Source organism: Anabaena sp. AL09 (assembly GCF_001672255.1).
GTDB classification, from domain to species: Bacteria; Cyanobacteriota; Cyanobacteriia; order Cyanobacteriales; family Nostocaceae; genus Dolichospermum; species Dolichospermum lemmermannii.
Window position 1 is genome coordinate 1 of record NZ_LJOQ01000089.1, and the last position, 13,997, is coordinate 13,997.

At 36.5% G+C, this 13,997-nt stretch carries 18 protein-coding genes and 1 pseudogene; 5 read left to right on the forward strand and 14 right to left on the reverse strand.

Going from position 1 to position 13,997, the window contains the following annotated elements; all coding sequences use genetic code 11:
• The 3 genes from AN490_RS18215 to AN490_RS18225 form a co-directional block, all read left to right on the forward strand.
• The coding region (locus AN490_RS18215; protein ID WP_300006310.1) for an Rpn family recombination-promoting nuclease/putative transposase at positions 1-626 on the forward strand (626 nt) is incomplete at its 5' end.
• 46 nt (positions 627-672) lie between these two features.
• The gene (locus tag AN490_RS18220; RefSeq protein WP_053540488.1) at positions 673-921 is read left to right on the forward strand and encodes a hypothetical protein; all 249 of its coding nucleotides are present in this window, start codon (positions 673-675) and stop codon (positions 919-921) included.
• Between the two features lie 226 nt (positions 922-1,147).
• A complete protein-coding gene (locus AN490_RS18225) occupies positions 1,148-1,402 on the forward strand; it encodes a UPF0175 family protein (protein WP_039200860.1) in 255 nt (84 codons plus the stop codon).
• Between the two features lie 31 nt (positions 1,403-1,433).
• Here the strand turns inward: AN490_RS18225 and AN490_RS18230 are convergent, their stop codons facing one another.
• The 5 genes from AN490_RS18230 to AN490_RS18250 all read right to left on the reverse strand — a co-directional run bounded on the left by AN490_RS18230 (position 1,434) and on the right by AN490_RS18250 (position 3,559).
• Positions 1,434-1,652, reverse strand: a complete 219-nt coding sequence (locus tag AN490_RS18230) for an addiction module protein (RefSeq protein ID WP_213711031.1) — start codon at positions 1,650-1,652, stop codon at positions 1,434-1,436.
• Positions 1,653-1,859: 207 nt separating this feature from the next.
• Positions 1,860-2,234 (reverse strand): hypothetical protein, encoded by a 375-nt coding sequence (locus AN490_RS18235; protein WP_300006316.1) that lies wholly within the window; start codon positions 2,232-2,234, stop codon positions 1,860-1,862.
• A 56-nt stretch (positions 2,235-2,290) separates the two neighbouring features.
• Positions 2,291-2,836, reverse strand: a complete 546-nt coding sequence (locus AN490_RS18240) for a DUF6232 family protein (RefSeq protein WP_300006318.1) — start codon at positions 2,834-2,836, stop codon at positions 2,291-2,293.
• Positions 2,837-3,005: 169 nt separating this feature from the next.
• On the reverse strand, positions 3,006-3,338 hold the full coding sequence (locus AN490_RS18245) for a DUF5615 family PIN-like protein (protein WP_300006320.1): 333 nt from the start codon (positions 3,336-3,338) through the stop codon (positions 3,006-3,008).
• The gene (locus AN490_RS18250) at positions 3,335-3,559 is read right to left on the reverse strand and encodes a DUF433 domain-containing protein (protein ID WP_300006402.1); all 225 of its coding nucleotides are present in this window, start codon (positions 3,557-3,559) and stop codon (positions 3,335-3,337) included. The genes AN490_RS18245 and AN490_RS18250 overlap by 4 nt, the downstream gene beginning before the upstream one ends.
• Positions 3,560-3,684: 125 nt before the next feature.
• Between AN490_RS18250 and AN490_RS18255 the strand changes: the two genes are divergently transcribed.
• A complete protein-coding gene (locus AN490_RS18255; protein WP_300006322.1) occupies positions 3,685-4,161 on the forward strand; it encodes a DUF29 domain-containing protein in 477 nt (158 codons plus the stop codon).
• A gap of 43 nt (positions 4,162-4,204) precedes the next feature.
• On the opposite strand, the gene AN490_RS18260 is transcribed toward AN490_RS18255, so the two are convergent.
• The 4 genes from AN490_RS18260 to AN490_RS18275 all read right to left on the reverse strand — a co-directional run bounded on the left by AN490_RS18260 (position 4,205) and on the right by AN490_RS18275 (position 9,360).
• Positions 4,205-5,617 carry a glycosyltransferase family 2 protein gene (locus AN490_RS18260; protein ID WP_300006324.1) on the reverse strand — a complete coding sequence of 471 codons (1,413 nt, stop codon included), beginning with the start codon at positions 5,615-5,617 and terminating at the stop codon, positions 4,205-4,207.
• A gap of 117 nt (positions 5,618-5,734) precedes the next feature.
• Positions 5,735-8,503, reverse strand: a complete 2,769-nt coding sequence (locus AN490_RS18265; RefSeq protein ID WP_300006326.1) for a bifunctional acetate--CoA ligase family protein/GNAT family N-acetyltransferase — start codon at positions 8,501-8,503, stop codon at positions 5,735-5,737.
• Between the two features lie 10 nt (positions 8,504-8,513).
• Complete coding sequence (locus AN490_RS18270) at positions 8,514-8,957, reverse strand: hydrogenase maturation protease (RefSeq protein ID WP_168652088.1); 444 nt, start codon at positions 8,955-8,957, stop codon at positions 8,514-8,516.
• Positions 8,958-9,054: 97 nt separating this feature from the next.
• Complete coding sequence (locus AN490_RS18275) at positions 9,055-9,360, reverse strand: SDR family oxidoreductase (RefSeq protein WP_217359799.1); 306 nt, start codon at positions 9,358-9,360, stop codon at positions 9,055-9,057.
• 252 nt (positions 9,361-9,612) lie between these two features.
• Between AN490_RS18275 and AN490_RS18280 the strand changes: the two genes are divergently transcribed.
• Positions 9,613-10,008 (forward strand): pentapeptide repeat-containing protein, encoded by a 396-nt coding sequence (locus tag AN490_RS18280; protein WP_015079810.1) that lies wholly within the window; start codon positions 9,613-9,615, stop codon positions 10,006-10,008.
• Positions 10,009-10,141: 133 nt separating this feature from the next.
• Here AN490_RS18280 and AN490_RS18285 read toward each other — a convergent pair.
• The 5 genes and pseudogenes from AN490_RS18285 to hoxU form a co-directional block, all read right to left on the reverse strand.
• Positions 10,142-10,294, reverse strand: a pseudogene (locus tag AN490_RS18285) (Uma2 family endonuclease); the annotation flags it as partial.
• A 101-nt stretch (positions 10,295-10,395) separates the two neighbouring features.
• Entirely contained in the window at positions 10,396-11,844 is a 1,449-nt protein-coding gene (locus AN490_RS18290; RefSeq protein WP_300006332.1) for a Ni/Fe hydrogenase subunit alpha, read from the reverse strand.
• Between the two features lie 128 nt (positions 11,845-11,972).
• Positions 11,973-12,587, reverse strand: a complete 615-nt coding sequence (locus tag AN490_RS18295; protein WP_300006334.1) for a CP12 domain-containing protein — start codon at positions 12,585-12,587, stop codon at positions 11,973-11,975.
• Between the two features lie 73 nt (positions 12,588-12,660).
• Entirely contained in the window at positions 12,661-13,206 is a 546-nt protein-coding gene (locus AN490_RS18300) for an oxidoreductase (protein ID WP_300006336.1), read from the reverse strand.
• Between the two features lie 70 nt (positions 13,207-13,276).
• The gene (gene hoxU / locus AN490_RS18305) at positions 13,277-13,993 is read right to left on the reverse strand and encodes a bidirectional hydrogenase complex protein HoxU (protein WP_300006403.1); all 717 of its coding nucleotides are present in this window, start codon (positions 13,991-13,993) and stop codon (positions 13,277-13,279) included.
• Positions 13,994-13,997 lie beyond the last annotated feature (4 nt).

Genomic DNA, 13,997 nt, shown 5'->3' on the forward strand with positions numbered 1-13,997 from the left:
TTTATTCCACATTCCCCATTCGTGAACAATCAGAAAAAGGCGATTGGAATTTCTTTTTACTACCCGTCTATTTTATCGCCATTTTAGATTTTGAATATGACGAAAATACAACATCTAAATTTAGGCGCGATGTATGTCTAAAAGATCAAGATGGTGATATTTTCTTTGATAAGTTAAACTTTAAATTTTTACAAATGCCATTATTTAATAAACAAGAAAATGAATTAATGACGCATTTTGATAAATGGCTGTATTTTTTGAAGAACTTAGAAAGTTTTAATCATATACCCGTGATATTAAATGAACCAATATTTCAGAAAGGGTTTGAAATAGCGGAAATATCTCACTTAAATGTGGAGCAGTATGAACAATATAAGAAGAGTTTAGTGCAGTATTTAGAAGTGAAGAATGTATTTGATACAGCCTTTGAAGAAGGTGAGAAGTCCGGTATTGAGAAGGGCATTGAGAAGGGTATTGAGAAAGGTATTGAGAAGGTTGCCAAAGCATTGAAAGAGCAAAATATAGCTATAGAAATTATTGCAGAATCAACTGGTTTATCTTATGAAGCTATTAAAATTACGCCCATTTTTTGTGCTATACAGGAAATATTAGACAGAGTTTTCTAAAGTTATTCAGCGAGTATTTCATTAAAATAATCTTGGAGGAGTAGTTATGGCTGCAAAATACTTTAATCCTTATACAGATTTTGGCTATCAACAATATAAGAAGAGTTTAGTCCAGTATTTAGAGGTGAAAAATGTATTTGATACAGCCTTTGAAGAAGGTGAGAAAGCTGGTATTGAGAAAGGTATTGAGAAAGGTATTGAGAAAGTTGCTAAAGCTTTGAAAGAGCAAAATATAGCCATAGAAATTATTGCAGAATCAACTGGTTTATCTTATGAAACTATTAAAAGAATTTGAGTGAATCATGCCAATTGATAGACTTGGCGATCGCATTACCGACTTTAACCCCACGGAAGGCGATTCCTACGGAGCGCTTCGCTATCGCTCTCAGCTTTGAGTTAATTTGATGGTGCGATAGCGAAGCGCGACCTAGGAATCGCACCACAACCCAGATATCGCCGTATACTTTGAGTTAATCATGATCTTTGTTATTATTTTATCAACCTTTGCTATACAATAAATCATGTCTTTGCAACTCAAAATTAACTACCCCGAAACTTTACCTGATGCTGTTGGTAAAACTAGAGAACAGTTTGAACAAGAAGCAAAATGGGCAATGGCAGTTAAACTATATGAAATGAAACGCCTTTCTTCTGGTATGGCTGCGGCGTTACTGGGAGTAGAGAGAGTAACTTTTATTCTTAAATTAAATGATTATGGAGTGCCATTAATTGATTTAAGTGCAGAGGAATTATTATCAGATATAGAAAAGGCCTAACACGAGTGAAATTGTTATTAATACTTCTTATTTAATCTCTAATTGAAGCTTTGATTTCTTGCCATGTCATTACATCATCTGGATTTGTTTCATAATCACTAATCCGACGATCAAGTTCTCGTTTTTGCGCTGCTGTTAAATCGGGATAAGCCTGTTCTGCTGCGATACTTTCTAAAATATCTTGTACAATCCGAATTCTATCGGCAATACTCAGGGCTTTGATTTCATTTAAAGTTACACTGATATCCATGTTAACTGACCTCAATAGGAAGATAAGGCATACATCTATTTTCTAGTGTAGGCGATCGCTCTCAGCTTTGAGTTAATTAAAAACTATACATTTTTTGGCGTTGGTGAATGAAGGTATGAATTTTTCTCACGCAGAGGCGCAAAGAAAATAAGAGTTTGAGAAATGAAATTTTTGATTTTCATACCTCAATTCAGCAATGCTCATTTTTTAATTTGACTTTTGCCAATCCTCTAAAGCAGCAATAAAAAAACTAACTACAGGGTGGTTAAGAGCTTGCGCTAAAGCTTGCATTCCACCAGCCTTCAGCGCACTTATAACTTTTGGACGCAGTTTAGGGTCACTATCAATCCGACTTATAGCTTCGGCAGCAAAAGTCAGTTTTTCAACTGTTGTTTTACTTGGATATGATTTTTCCAATTGTTCAAGTAACTGCTGAATTTCAAATGCTGCCTCTGCAAGACTCTTCTGATTCCCATAAGTGTTGAATGAGTCTTTGAAACCACTATAAACAGTTCCCGTAACAGAACCAGTTACAATAGGAGAACCTATGTTTGTTCCAATATTGACAGAGTTGTTTTCCATGTTTTTTCTCCTCAGATTTTTGAATATGAATAAATCTTTTATCACTTCAACTAACATTAAACTTGACTAACAACGTCTCCTGAAACCGAACCTGTAACTACAGGAGCGCCTATATTTGTTCCAATCTTAACTGATGATGATGACATATCCAAAGTTTCAAAATTAAAATTAATGGCTTTTAGCTCCTCACTATTCATGGCATTATACAAATTCATAATTACTCCTTTTATAAAATCCTCACTTCTACTAACCAATATTGTTTTAGTCCCAGAATTGGCATAAATTGTCATGCCATACCTTTCCGTAGTTTTTTTCAAATTGTGTTGATAGAATAACCAAGATACAATAACTAGAAGCAAAAATCCTAATATTCTTGGTTGTGCATTAGGAATAAGAAGAAATAAAATTCCTATTACAAGCAAAGACCAATATAATTTGGGTATTGGTTTTGTGGTTGTCAGATCAACTAAACCAATGCTCGAAATATTATGAATTTGATAAACAACATTTCCGTATATTAAGGTTTTACCTCTAATTTTTAAAATAGTTGTTTTTATTTCAGTTGTATTACTAGGGTTATCTGGTAAAAATTGACTTAGCATTTTTTTATTAATTTATACACTGTATTGAAAATATTATACAAAAAAATTATGTATTTGCAAGGGCTATTTAAATATATATACATAAGTATTTCTGATATAGCAGGTGACGTGACAGGGTTGAAAATCTGTTTGTTCCTAACCAATTACTTGATATATGCCTACTATTAACTCAAGTAATTTCCACTAATGCCTCACCTGAAGATAAAATCTTCAAAGCTTCCAGCAAATTTGCACTCAAAATCTCTCTCAGTCTAGCATTTGAAGTATTACCACAGGTCAACCAGATGATTTGCGGGGGTGTTCCCAGACGATCAACTAAATCAATAAAATCGCTATCCTTGGTAATAAAAATAACTCCTTGAGCTTTTGCTGCTGCAAAAATTTCCTCATCTTCAGCATCTCGTAGTCCTACATCACGCAAGGCTAAAGCAGTTATACTGAATGTCTCAGTAATCCAAGTAGCAATAGATGGTGATAAATGTGCATCAATCCAGATTATCATGCAACTAACACCGGATGATTGAGTTTTCGTGAAGCGTATAAAAGTGCTGCTTTGAGATCATCAGCTTCAAGATCCGGCATTTCTTCTAGAATTTCTTCAGCACTTAAACCAGACGCAAACAAATCTAATACATCTGATACCCTAATTCTCATCCCCCGAATACAGGGACGACCACCACATTGTTTAGGATTTATTGTAATTCTTTCCAGTAAATTTGACATATAAGCTAATTTCATAAACTCTTATTTCCAGTATAAATCAAGTTTGTAAAATCTGCAACTCAATTAATAACAGTTATCACTAAATTAACCTAAAATAAAAGAAATAGTAAAATCCTCACCAGTATATGGTTACATCAACACAACCCACAACTCAAACCTTATACGATCAAGATTATTACCTGTGGATAAGAACAACCATTAACCAACTTCGCACAGGACAATTTTCTGCTGTTGATTTAGAGAATTTATTAGAAGAATTAGAAACTATGGGTAAAAGTGAGAAACGAGCAATTGAAAGTTTATTAACTAAGCTGCTTGTACATCTACTAAAACTCAAATGTTGGGATAGTGAAAGAGAACGTAATCAAGGACATTGGTTAGGGGAAATTAGAACATTTCGCAAACAGATTAAGAACTCTCTTAAAGATAGTCCTAGTTTAAAACCTTACATTTTAGAAATATTTAATGAATGTTATCAAGATGCTAGATTAGAAGCAAGCGATCGCTCACAACTTCCCCTTGACATATTTCCTATTATCCCCATTGGTTCATTAGAACAAATTTTAGATGATTGGTTGCCAATACAAAAAAATGAAGGATAAAAAATTCATCCTTCACCCTGCAAAATTTATGGTTTTTATTTCCTTATTTCTCAACACCTGTATGGACAGTTTTTACCCATTTAAGGCGTTTTGGTCGGAAAGACATTCGCGCCGTTGTGCTACTCATAACTACTAACCAATGCAACATATATAAACTGCCGCGCAGGGTTTGTAAAAGTACCATTAAATAGGTAGATGGTTTAAATTGTTGATCGGAACGGACGTGCTTTAAACCGGCAAACATTCCTACTACTGACATTCCCAAAGATAAGCCAGTTACAGGACTTAATATGGGGGGACGATGACGAGCGATCGCCATGAAAATATCTGGTATTGCTGCTGTCGGTAAGATATACATTGTCACCATAAAGATCAACAAATCCCAGGTTTTCCTTGTCCCCATGCGGTTTTTGAGAATCAGATCCCAGTAGTCTAAATAACGTTGATAACCACCTTCTGCCCAACGGTTACGTTGATGCCAAAGGGCTGTAGCATTGGTTACCGCTTCTTCTTGCACTAGCGGATAAAAAACGCATTCAATATCCCATTTATCCAGATGTAAACGGATAGTTAAATCCAGATCATCGGTGATAGTTTCCTCATTCCAACCACCGCAACTTGCTAACGCTTGACGACGGACAAATTGACCATTACCTCGAAGTTCACCAATCCCACCAATAGCGGTACGCTGTTGTTGAAACCAAATATCCAACAACATTTCCGCCATTTGTCCCTTAGTCCAAAAATTTTCCTTAGCATTGGCGATCGCTTTACGCATTTGTACCGCCCCTACCCGTTCTTTTTGAAACAACGGAACTATTTGTAATAGCAAATCCGGTGTAACTTGGGCATCGGCATCAAATACAGCAATAATGTCTCCCTTTGTCAGAGGTAATACTTGATTTAATGCCCCCGATTTGCCGCCACTAGCGTCAGGATCACGCCTAAATACATTAAGTTGTTGATATTCTTGCTTGAGTTGGGCGAGTAATTGGGGTGTATTGTCCGTACTATTATCATCAATAATCCAGACTTCATATTGACCATTACCGTATTCCAAATTACACAAATTTTTGACTAATCTGGCAATTACCGCTTCCTCATTTTTAGCAGCCACTAACACAGAAACAAAAGGCAAATCTCCCTCTATTTCTTGGGAATGGTGACGGGGTTTGGCGAAAATAATCCCCAAAGCATGAATACCTAGCATTGTTGTTAGTCCCAGGACAAATATCGAACCCCAGGAAACTAAATGCAAGGTAATAGTACCACTCCAGACTATAGTTAAAACTAGAGCAGCTTTGCCTCTACGGCCTTTAAATCGGCTTGGTGGTAGAGACGCGGAATCCATCCTTACTTCTGATTCCTCATCTACTGATAGGTCAGTAAAGATAGAGTCAAGGGGATCAGAGTTTCCGTTATCAGCATCATTTTCAGGACAGGAATTCGCCGGCATAGGTTACATAATTCAAAAACATCTATGCTATGTAGCTTTTATTTACAGACTAATACTGTAACAGATTCCTGTCCACCTAATTATAACTGGCTGAAAAATTTTTTCAGCCAACCCCATTTAAAGTTTAATTTCTGCCCTTAATACTGTTGTATCACTTGTATTTGTGATTTGGAACCCAAGTTTTTCACATACTCGTTGCATACCTGAATTATCAGCTAAAATATCAGCATAGATACAGCAACTTTTCTCGTTTTTACCAACTTCTAACAATCTGCGGAGTAATTCTGTCCCTAAGCCTTGATCTTGAAATTTGTCGCTAACTAGCATAGCAAATTCTGCCGCATTACTACCATGTAATTTACTTAATCTTCCTACTGCTAATATTTCCCGCTTTTCTGTTTCGGGATTTTGGTATTCTGCAACTAAAGCCATTTCTCGATCATAGTCAATAAAGCATATTCGGGTGAGTCGTTCATGGGTAATGCGTTGACTCAATTTAATCATGTGGAAATAGCGGAAATAAACACTTTCTTCTGATAAGGTCTTGTGAAATTCTACCATTAAAGGTTCGTCTTCGGGACGAATAGGACGAATAGTAATTGGTGTACCATTGTTCAATTTCCAATTACTAATATATTGACTAGGATAGGGACGAATAGCTAATTTTGGTAATTGATGTTTTTCCACATCAGCAGAATGTAAAACTATCCGCGCATCTAAGGCAATTAATCCTCCGGGATGTATAGGAGTGGGAGGAATAGCCAACAACGGATTAATATCAATTTCTTTAATCCCAGGTTGTTCCACAACTAATTGACTAAATTCTACCATTAATTGTTCAAGAGCAGTAATATTAATACTTTTACGTCCTCTGACCCCTTGCAAGGCTTTGTAAATTTTAGTTTGTTCCATCATTCGCCGGGCTAGGGTAGTATTGAGAGGAGGAAGGGCAATAGAACTATCTTGAAAAACTTCCACCAATTGTCCCCCAGCACCAAATAATAATACTGGTCCAAATTGCGGATCTAAACTACTCCCAATAATCAATTCATAACCATCTGTTTTTATCATTGGTTGTACAGTTACACCGAGAAAATCTGCGGCTTTAGCTTTCTGTTTTACTGATGTTTCAATATTTTGATAAGCAAGTTTTACCGATTCCGCATTTTGCAGATTTAACTGCACACCACCCACATCAGTTTTATGGGTAATAGTCTGAGAATAAAGTTTTAAAACAACGGGATAACCCAGATTTTCTGCACATTCAACTGCTTTATCTGCACTTTCAGCAATGCAACCTGCAACTATAGGAATACCGTAAGCGGCTAAGATTTCCTTAGATTCAAATTCCGTGAGAATTGTTCTTTTTGCTGTTTTTGCGGCTTGAATAATATTTTCCACTTTAGCACAATTACGAGTATTAGCATCACAAGTGAATGTCGGTAAAACTGGAGTTTCATAAATACCGCGCAGGTTATAACTGGACTTCCACATATAACTAAATACCCGCGCTGCTGTATCGGGATAAGCATAAGTGGGAATACCTTGACGGTTAAGAATTTGTTGTCCCGCAGCTACATCAGCACCACCCATCCAACTGGCTAAAATTGGTTTACCAGACATTTGTACATAAGGTTTTAATTGTTCGGCTATTTGGGTAGGATCTGTCATTGCTTGAGGCGTTAAAATTACTAATAACCCATCACTATTGGGATCTTTTGTGATAATTTCTAAGGCTTTTTTATAACGTTGGGGATCAGCATCTCCTAAAATATCAATAGGATTATTATGACTCCATTGCGGGGGTAAAATTTCATTTAAAGAACTCATTATTTCTGGAGAAATTGCTGCTAATTCTCCTCCATTTTCAATTAATGTATCTGTTGCTAATACTCCTGGACCACCAGCATTAGTTAAAATCGTCAATCGTGAACCTTGGGGACGGGGTTGTTTTGCTAATACTTCTGACATATCAAATAAATCAGAAATACTATTGACTCGTAATACCCCACAACGGCGAAAAGCTGCATCTAATACAGCATCATTTCCTGTTAATGCACCCGTGTGAGAAGCTGCGGCTTTAGCTGCGGCTGTAGTACGACCGGCTTTAATGACAATGATCGGTTTTGTTAATGCCACTTCTCGCGCTGCTGACAGAAAAGAACGCGCATCCCCAATGGATTCCATATAAATTACAATACTTTTAGTATGGGGATCATCTCCGAGATAATAAATTAAATCTCCCCAACCAATATCTAACATTGAACCAATGGAAATGAAGGCACTAAAACCAACATTCTCATGTAAACTCCAATCAAGAACTGATGTACATAATGCTCCACTTTGACTAATAAAGCCAACTGTTCCTGGTAGTGCCATTTTACTAGCAAATGTGGCATTTAAACCGGAAATTGGATTCATTACTCCTAAACAATTTGGTCCAATAATTTTAATTTTTCCTCGGTGTGCTTGTTGCAGGATTTCCTGTTCTAAAGTTAGACCTTTTTCACCTACTTCTTTAAATCCGGCGGAAATAATAATTGCTCCTTTAATTCCGGACTCAACGCCATCAGCAATAATTTTTGGGACTGTAGATGCAGGAGTTGCAATAACAGCTAAATCTATTTTTTCAGGAACATCAAATATAGTAGAATAAGCTTTAATTCCTAATATACTAGAATGCTGAGGATTAATGGGAAAAACTGTTCCTCCAAAGGGATTAGTGATTAAGTTCCAAAGTAGATTCCGTCCCACACTTCCGGGTTTCTCACTTGCACCAATGACAGCAACAGTTTTAGGTGCAAAAATGGCATCTAATGGGTTTAATTTCTCTGGACAAAAGATATTGTAAGGCTTGTTGGTGATTGGTTTGATAGGTGCTTCCATGACTATCCTTTTATTTGCTTGTATTGAGAATTTGCATAATTGTAACTATGGCGATCGCTATACCTTTTTCTGCTGTTGGTGAAATGCGATCGCTCAGTTCAAAATTCACTCCTGGGACTGAGACTAACCACGCTGAGGGACAATGACCATAGAGGATTTGAGAAAGGGCAAGTAGGGATGACGGATTACTAATATGGGTATTAATAGTATTCAACTCAGACGGTAATAATGATTGCACCTGCACCTGACCAGATTGGGAATTGATACAAGCATCAACAAAAATTGCTAAATTGACATTTGCTAAAGGTGCAGCTAATTCTGGTGTCAATTGATGAATTGCAATGGATTGCACAGATGATAAACAACAATCTTTGATAGCTTTTGCCACTTGTTGTCCAATAGCATCATCACCACGTAAATCATTGCCATAACCAATCACCATTGCAGTTACCATTATTTTTCAACTCTTTTGATCTAGTACAACACGGCATTTTTAATTTTCCTCCTAAATGTTTTTGAAACATCAAATAAATTGTTATTTTTGAAGTCATTTACTGAGCCATAAAACCTCCGTCTATGACAAGGTATTCTTCCGTAATAAAGGAAGCCTGATCTGAACAAAGAAAAACTACTACATTAGCAACTTCTTCTTCTTTTCCGACTCTACCCATGGGATGTTTGTTAATAAACTCTCGATAAAAAGGAATAGAAAAGAAAGGACGAGCCAGATCTGTATCAATCACCCCCGGACATACTGCATTAACACGAATATTTGATTGGGCAACTTCTAAAGCCACTGTTTGAGTTAAGCCTAATACCGCGTGTTTACTGGCTGTATAAGGCTGAAAATTTGACAAATTAACCGAATTTATTGTAGCTAGTTGTTTGCGAAAGACCGTGGAAGGATAAAAAGGGGAGTATTCTCCTGATGATTTATCCTTTGCTTTAAAACTAGCATAAAGATTTGAGAAATTTCTGATAAGACACAAAAACACTGAAAACAAACTTATGTAAACATAGCCTGTATTTTTTTGCATATCCGTTATAATATGAATGTAGATAGCATTGGGAATTCCGTAAAAAATTTAGATAAATTGTGAGGCTGCTCTATGCCTGAAGTTAATTTTCAACAGTCAATTAATAGTGCTGCTACGATTGTAGAAGAATATGCAGTCGGAAAAAGAGACTTTGAAAAAGCAGAATTAGGAGAAGCTAATCTACAAAATTTTGACTTGAAAGGCTCTGATTTCAGTTATGCTGATTTGAGTACAGCTAATCTCAGTGGTGCAAATCTGCGAGGATGTGATTTGAGTTTTGCTGATTTAAGTGAAGCTAATTTAGAAAATGCAGATTTGCGCGGAGCAATGTTATTTTCTGCAAATTTACGTACAGCTAATTTACAGGGGACGCATTTAGAAAAAGCAGATTGTGATCATAATACCCGGTTTCCCACAAATTTTGACCCTATTGTAGCAGGTGTAAACATGAGTGAAAACTCAGCATAGATACTGGTGCGGCTGCTATAGCCGCTTATTATTTATACTGACAATATCGTAACTTGTTATAGTTATCCCATTATATCACTTGACAATTAGAATAGCATATTTTATCAATTTTTGCAAATTTTAATTTTATAACTTAATTTTCCCCTGGAAATACTTTAGTTAAATCTAAAATTAATTCCGAGAAAGATGGCAATTTGACAGACTCATTAGGGAGGATAATTGATTTGTGACGATAGCCAAATTTACCTTGTAAATCTTGATATGGGTCACTGTAGCATTCTAAATAATAGATAAAATTTGGGTAATATGAGTTTAGCTTAAATTATATCATAAAAATACCAGATCCCCAGATCCCCGACTTCTTCAAGAAGTCGGGGATCTAAATACTTAATTACGGCAAATTTGATTAACTACAGCACCATTGTTATTTACTACTTCTATTAATAAAGGCATTTGTCCCATTGCATGAGTTGAACAACTCAAACAAGGATCAAAAGCCCTAATTCCGGCTTCGACACGGTTTAACATTCCTTCTTTTATGTTATCACCTTGGATAAAATGGCGGGCAATTTGGGCAACGCTACGATTCATTGCTAAGTTATTTTGACCCGTGGCAATAATCAAATTTACCTTTAACATTAAACCATTTTCATCAACTTGATAATGGTGAAATAATGTCCCCCTTGGGGCTTCACTTACACCCACAGCTTCTAGGCAATTAATACCAGCTTCAGCACAGAGACGATTTGATAAAATATCTGGATCATCAAGGATAATCTCTATATGTTCAATTGCTGCTAAAATTTCAATTAACCGGGCATGATGATAGAAAAATGATGATTTAACAGTTCCGGTTCCATAACTACGAAATTCTTTTAATTCTGTGTCTGCTAAAGGTGTGCCAATCTGACTACAAATATTTAATCTAGCTAATGGTCCGACGCGATACATTCCACTATCTAAACGACAATGATCACTGCTATCAGGATAACCTAAAGGAAGATAATAAGGTGATTTTAAATAAGAGTCTGTTTGCACCGCTTCACCGATAAATTCATGATAGTTAGTGGGGTCAAGTTGATCAGCAACGATGTTTCCTCCACTATCAACAAATCGGATATGTCCATCATAAGTTTCCCATAAACCTTCAGAACTGACTAAACCCATGAATAAACTCGGAAAATTACCAAAGGTTTTTGCTTCTTTCTCATAAGTTTTTAATAGGGTTTTAAATAAAGCTATGGCACTAATTACAGTGGCTTTGGCTTCAGGAATTTTTTGCTGAATGTGGGTGCGATTTTCTGTTGTTAAAGGGTCACGAACTCCACCAGGAACAGCCCAGGAAGGATGAATTTTTTTGCCTCCTAATAATTCAATGATTTCTTGTCCAAATTGGCGTAAACGGATTCCACCTCTGGCTAATTCCGGTTCAGCGGCAATTAAACCAAAAATATTGCGTTTTTCTGGTTCGCTATCCATACCTAATAATAGGTCTGGTGCGCTGAGGTGAAAGAAGCTGAGGGCATGGGATTGGATGATTTGCCCTAAATTCATCAAACGGCGTAATTGGGTGGCTGTTTTGGGGATTGTGACGGCTAAAATGCGATCGCCTGTTTTGGCTGATGCTAATAAGTGACTGACTGGACAAATACCGCAAATTCTCGCAGTAATTCCTGGCATTTCTGGAAATGGACGACCGACACAAAATTTTTCAAACCCGCGAAATTCAGTGACATGAAATCTAGCATCATTCACTTGACCTTCATCATCTAAATAAATGCTAATTTTCGCGTGGCCTTCAATGCGAGTAACGGGGTCAATAACAATTGTTTTCATAAATAATCGGTGATTGGTAATTATATAAAATTGTAGGTTGGGTTGACGGAAGGAAACCCAACATTTCCGCAACATTATCAAAGATTTTGTTGGGTTTCACTTTGTTCTACCCAACCTACGGATATTAATTACAAATCATAAATTCTAGATTCTGCTAATTCTGGATATTCATCACAGTAATCTTCAAAGGCAGTTTTGAGAGGTTTTTCAGAGAGTTGGTGAGCAATTTCAGCTTGAATTTCTTCTACCACATCCCAAGCGGCTGCACATTCTGTGGAATTAATACCTTTTTCTGCACAAACAATTCGAGCTTTTTTAATTTCATCTTGTAATTCTTGTTCTAACAAAAATGAGCGCGGTTGTTCTAAACAACTACTTCTGGCTAAGATGTCAGTAAGTGAAATTATTCCTAATAATCTACCACTAATTACAGGCGCACGGCGGAGATGGTGGTTAGCAAATAATCTGGCTACATATTCTAAACCTAATTCTGGATTGACGACAATACAAGGTTTAGTCATAATTTCATAAACACGGATTTTATTTGGATCTTTGCTGTAGGAAATGACTTTATAAACAATGTCGCTTTCTGTGATAATTCCATAAGCATCTTGTTCATGACGACGATCTACAATTAATGCTCTCCAATCTCTAGCTTTCATTAAATCAACTGCTTCTTTGACTGTGGCTGAACTGCGAATCATTGCCACATCTTTAGTCATTACATCTGCTGCTGTTAACATAAGTCACCTCAGAAAAAATAGGAGTCAGGAGAAAGAAGAAGAAAGAAGATATTTATTTGGTCGTGATCACTAATTAACCAAATTTAATCATTTCTCTGCCGACAATTTCCGGCTTTTCTCCTTTTAATAGTGGTTCAAGTGCGGCACGAATGCGAGGTGCAGAAGGTGGACAACCGGGTAAATAAATATCAACTGATACTACCTTATGCACAGGGACAACTGTATCTAGTAAAGGGGGAACAATTCCTGGTGAATTGGGAATTTGTTGATTAATACAAGCCTCTTGAATATAAGCTAATTGTAGGGCTGGTTCAGCACCACCGGAAAGATTACGCAAAGCGGTAACATTACCAGTAACAGCACAATCACCAAAGGAAATTATTGTTTTAGTTCGGGTTCTAATTTTGTGAATTAATTCTAGATGTTCTTCATTAGCTATAGCACCTTCAACTAATACTACATCTACACCTTCGGGATATTCTTTAATATCAGCTAAGGGACTATAAACTATATCTACTTGTGCGGCTAAATCTATTAACCATTCATCTAAATCAAGGAATGACATATGACAACCAGAACAACCACCTAACCACACCGTTGCTAATTTAATTTTAGTCATTTTTTTAGATTTTTAGATATTTAAAATTCATGTATTTCTCCCTCTGCGCCTCTGCGTGAGATATTAGATATTAAAAATTCCATTGCTTTTTATTTCTTGCAGTTACTAAAAATTCAATTTTGCCCCGATCATGTTTCATTTCGCCTACACTTGAACCTTTATCAAATAGCGCCCCTGTGGGACAGGCATTCACACATTTACCGCAGGAAGTACAAGTTTGGGAAGTTCCCCAAGGTTGATTTAAATCAGTAATCACATGAGATTTTGATCCTCTTCCTGCCATATCCCAAGTATGTGCGCCTTCGATTTCATCACAGACCCGAATACAGCGAGTGCAAAGCACACAACGATTATGATCTATGCCAAAAAGATGATGAGAAGTATCAACAGTTCGCTGAGGATTTTGATATTCTAAGCGGAGATGATCCATGCCCATTTCTATGGCTAAATCTTGTAATTCACAGTTACCATTAGCAACACAAACGGAACAAACATGATTACCTTCGGCAAATAACATTTCTACAATTGTCCGCCGATATTTTTGTAAGCGATCGCTATTTGTATTCACCTCCATTCCTTCTGTAACTTTAGTCACGCAAGCAGGTTGTAATTTATTACTACCAGCAATTTCCACCAAACATAAACGACAAGCACCAATATCATCTACACCTTCTAAATGGCACAATGTAGGAATATGAATACTCGCTTCCTGCGCTGCTTCTAGTAAGGTTTCATTCTCACGAGCGCTAATCAATTCCCCATTTATTGTTAAAGTTTTTACAGTCATAATA

What these genes read in the sequence shown, in the direction of transcription:
- AN490_RS18295 (WP_300006334.1), bottom strand. Translation starts at nt 12,587, where the DNA reads ATGTTAACAGCAGCAGATGTAATGACTAAAGATGTGGCAATGATTCGC.
- AN490_RS18270 (WP_168652088.1), bottom strand. Translation starts at nt 8,957, where the DNA reads ATGGTAACTGCAATGGTGATTGGTTATGGCAATGATTTACGTGGTGAT.
- hoxU (WP_300006403.1), bottom strand. Translation starts at nt 13,993, where the DNA reads ATGACTGTAAAAACTTTAACAATAAATGGGGAATTGATTAGCGCTCGT.
- AN490_RS18235 (WP_300006316.1), bottom strand. Translation starts at nt 2,234, where the DNA reads ATGGAAAACAACTCTGTCAATATTGGAACAAACATAGGTTCTCCTATT.
- AN490_RS18280 (WP_015079810.1), top strand. Translation starts at nt 9,613, where the DNA reads ATGCCTGAAGTTAATTTTCAACAGTCAATTAATAGTGCTGCTACGATT.
- AN490_RS18220 (WP_053540488.1), top strand. Translation starts at nt 673, where the DNA reads ATGGCTGCAAAATACTTTAATCCTTATACAGATTTTGGCTATCAACAA.
- AN490_RS18250 (WP_300006402.1), bottom strand. Translation starts at nt 3,559, where the DNA reads ATGTCAAATTTACTGGAAAGAATTACAATAAATCCTAAACAATGTGGT.
- AN490_RS18240 (WP_300006318.1), bottom strand. Translation starts at nt 2,836, where the DNA reads ATGCTAAGTCAATTTTTACCAGATAACCCTAGTAATACAACTGAAATA.
- AN490_RS18260 (WP_300006324.1), bottom strand. Translation starts at nt 5,617, where the DNA reads ATGCCGGCGAATTCCTGTCCTGAAAATGATGCTGATAACGGAAACTCT.
- AN490_RS18265 (WP_300006326.1), bottom strand. Translation starts at nt 8,503, where the DNA reads ATGGAAGCACCTATCAAACCAATCACCAACAAGCCTTACAATATCTTT.
- AN490_RS18225 (WP_039200860.1), top strand. Translation starts at nt 1,148, where the DNA reads ATGTCTTTGCAACTCAAAATTAACTACCCCGAAACTTTACCTGATGCT.
- AN490_RS18300 (WP_300006336.1), bottom strand. Translation starts at nt 13,206, where the DNA reads ATGACTAAAATTAAATTAGCAACGGTGTGGTTAGGTGGTTGTTCTGGT.
- AN490_RS18230 (WP_213711031.1), bottom strand. Translation starts at nt 1,652, where the DNA reads ATGGATATCAGTGTAACTTTAAATGAAATCAAAGCCCTGAGTATTGCC.
- AN490_RS18245 (WP_300006320.1), bottom strand. Translation starts at nt 3,338, where the DNA reads ATGATAATCTGGATTGATGCACATTTATCACCATCTATTGCTACTTGG.
- AN490_RS18290 (WP_300006332.1), bottom strand. Translation starts at nt 11,844, where the DNA reads ATGAAAACAATTGTTATTGACCCCGTTACTCGCATTGAAGGCCACGCG.
- AN490_RS18255 (WP_300006322.1), top strand. Translation starts at nt 3,685, where the DNA reads ATGGTTACATCAACACAACCCACAACTCAAACCTTATACGATCAAGAT.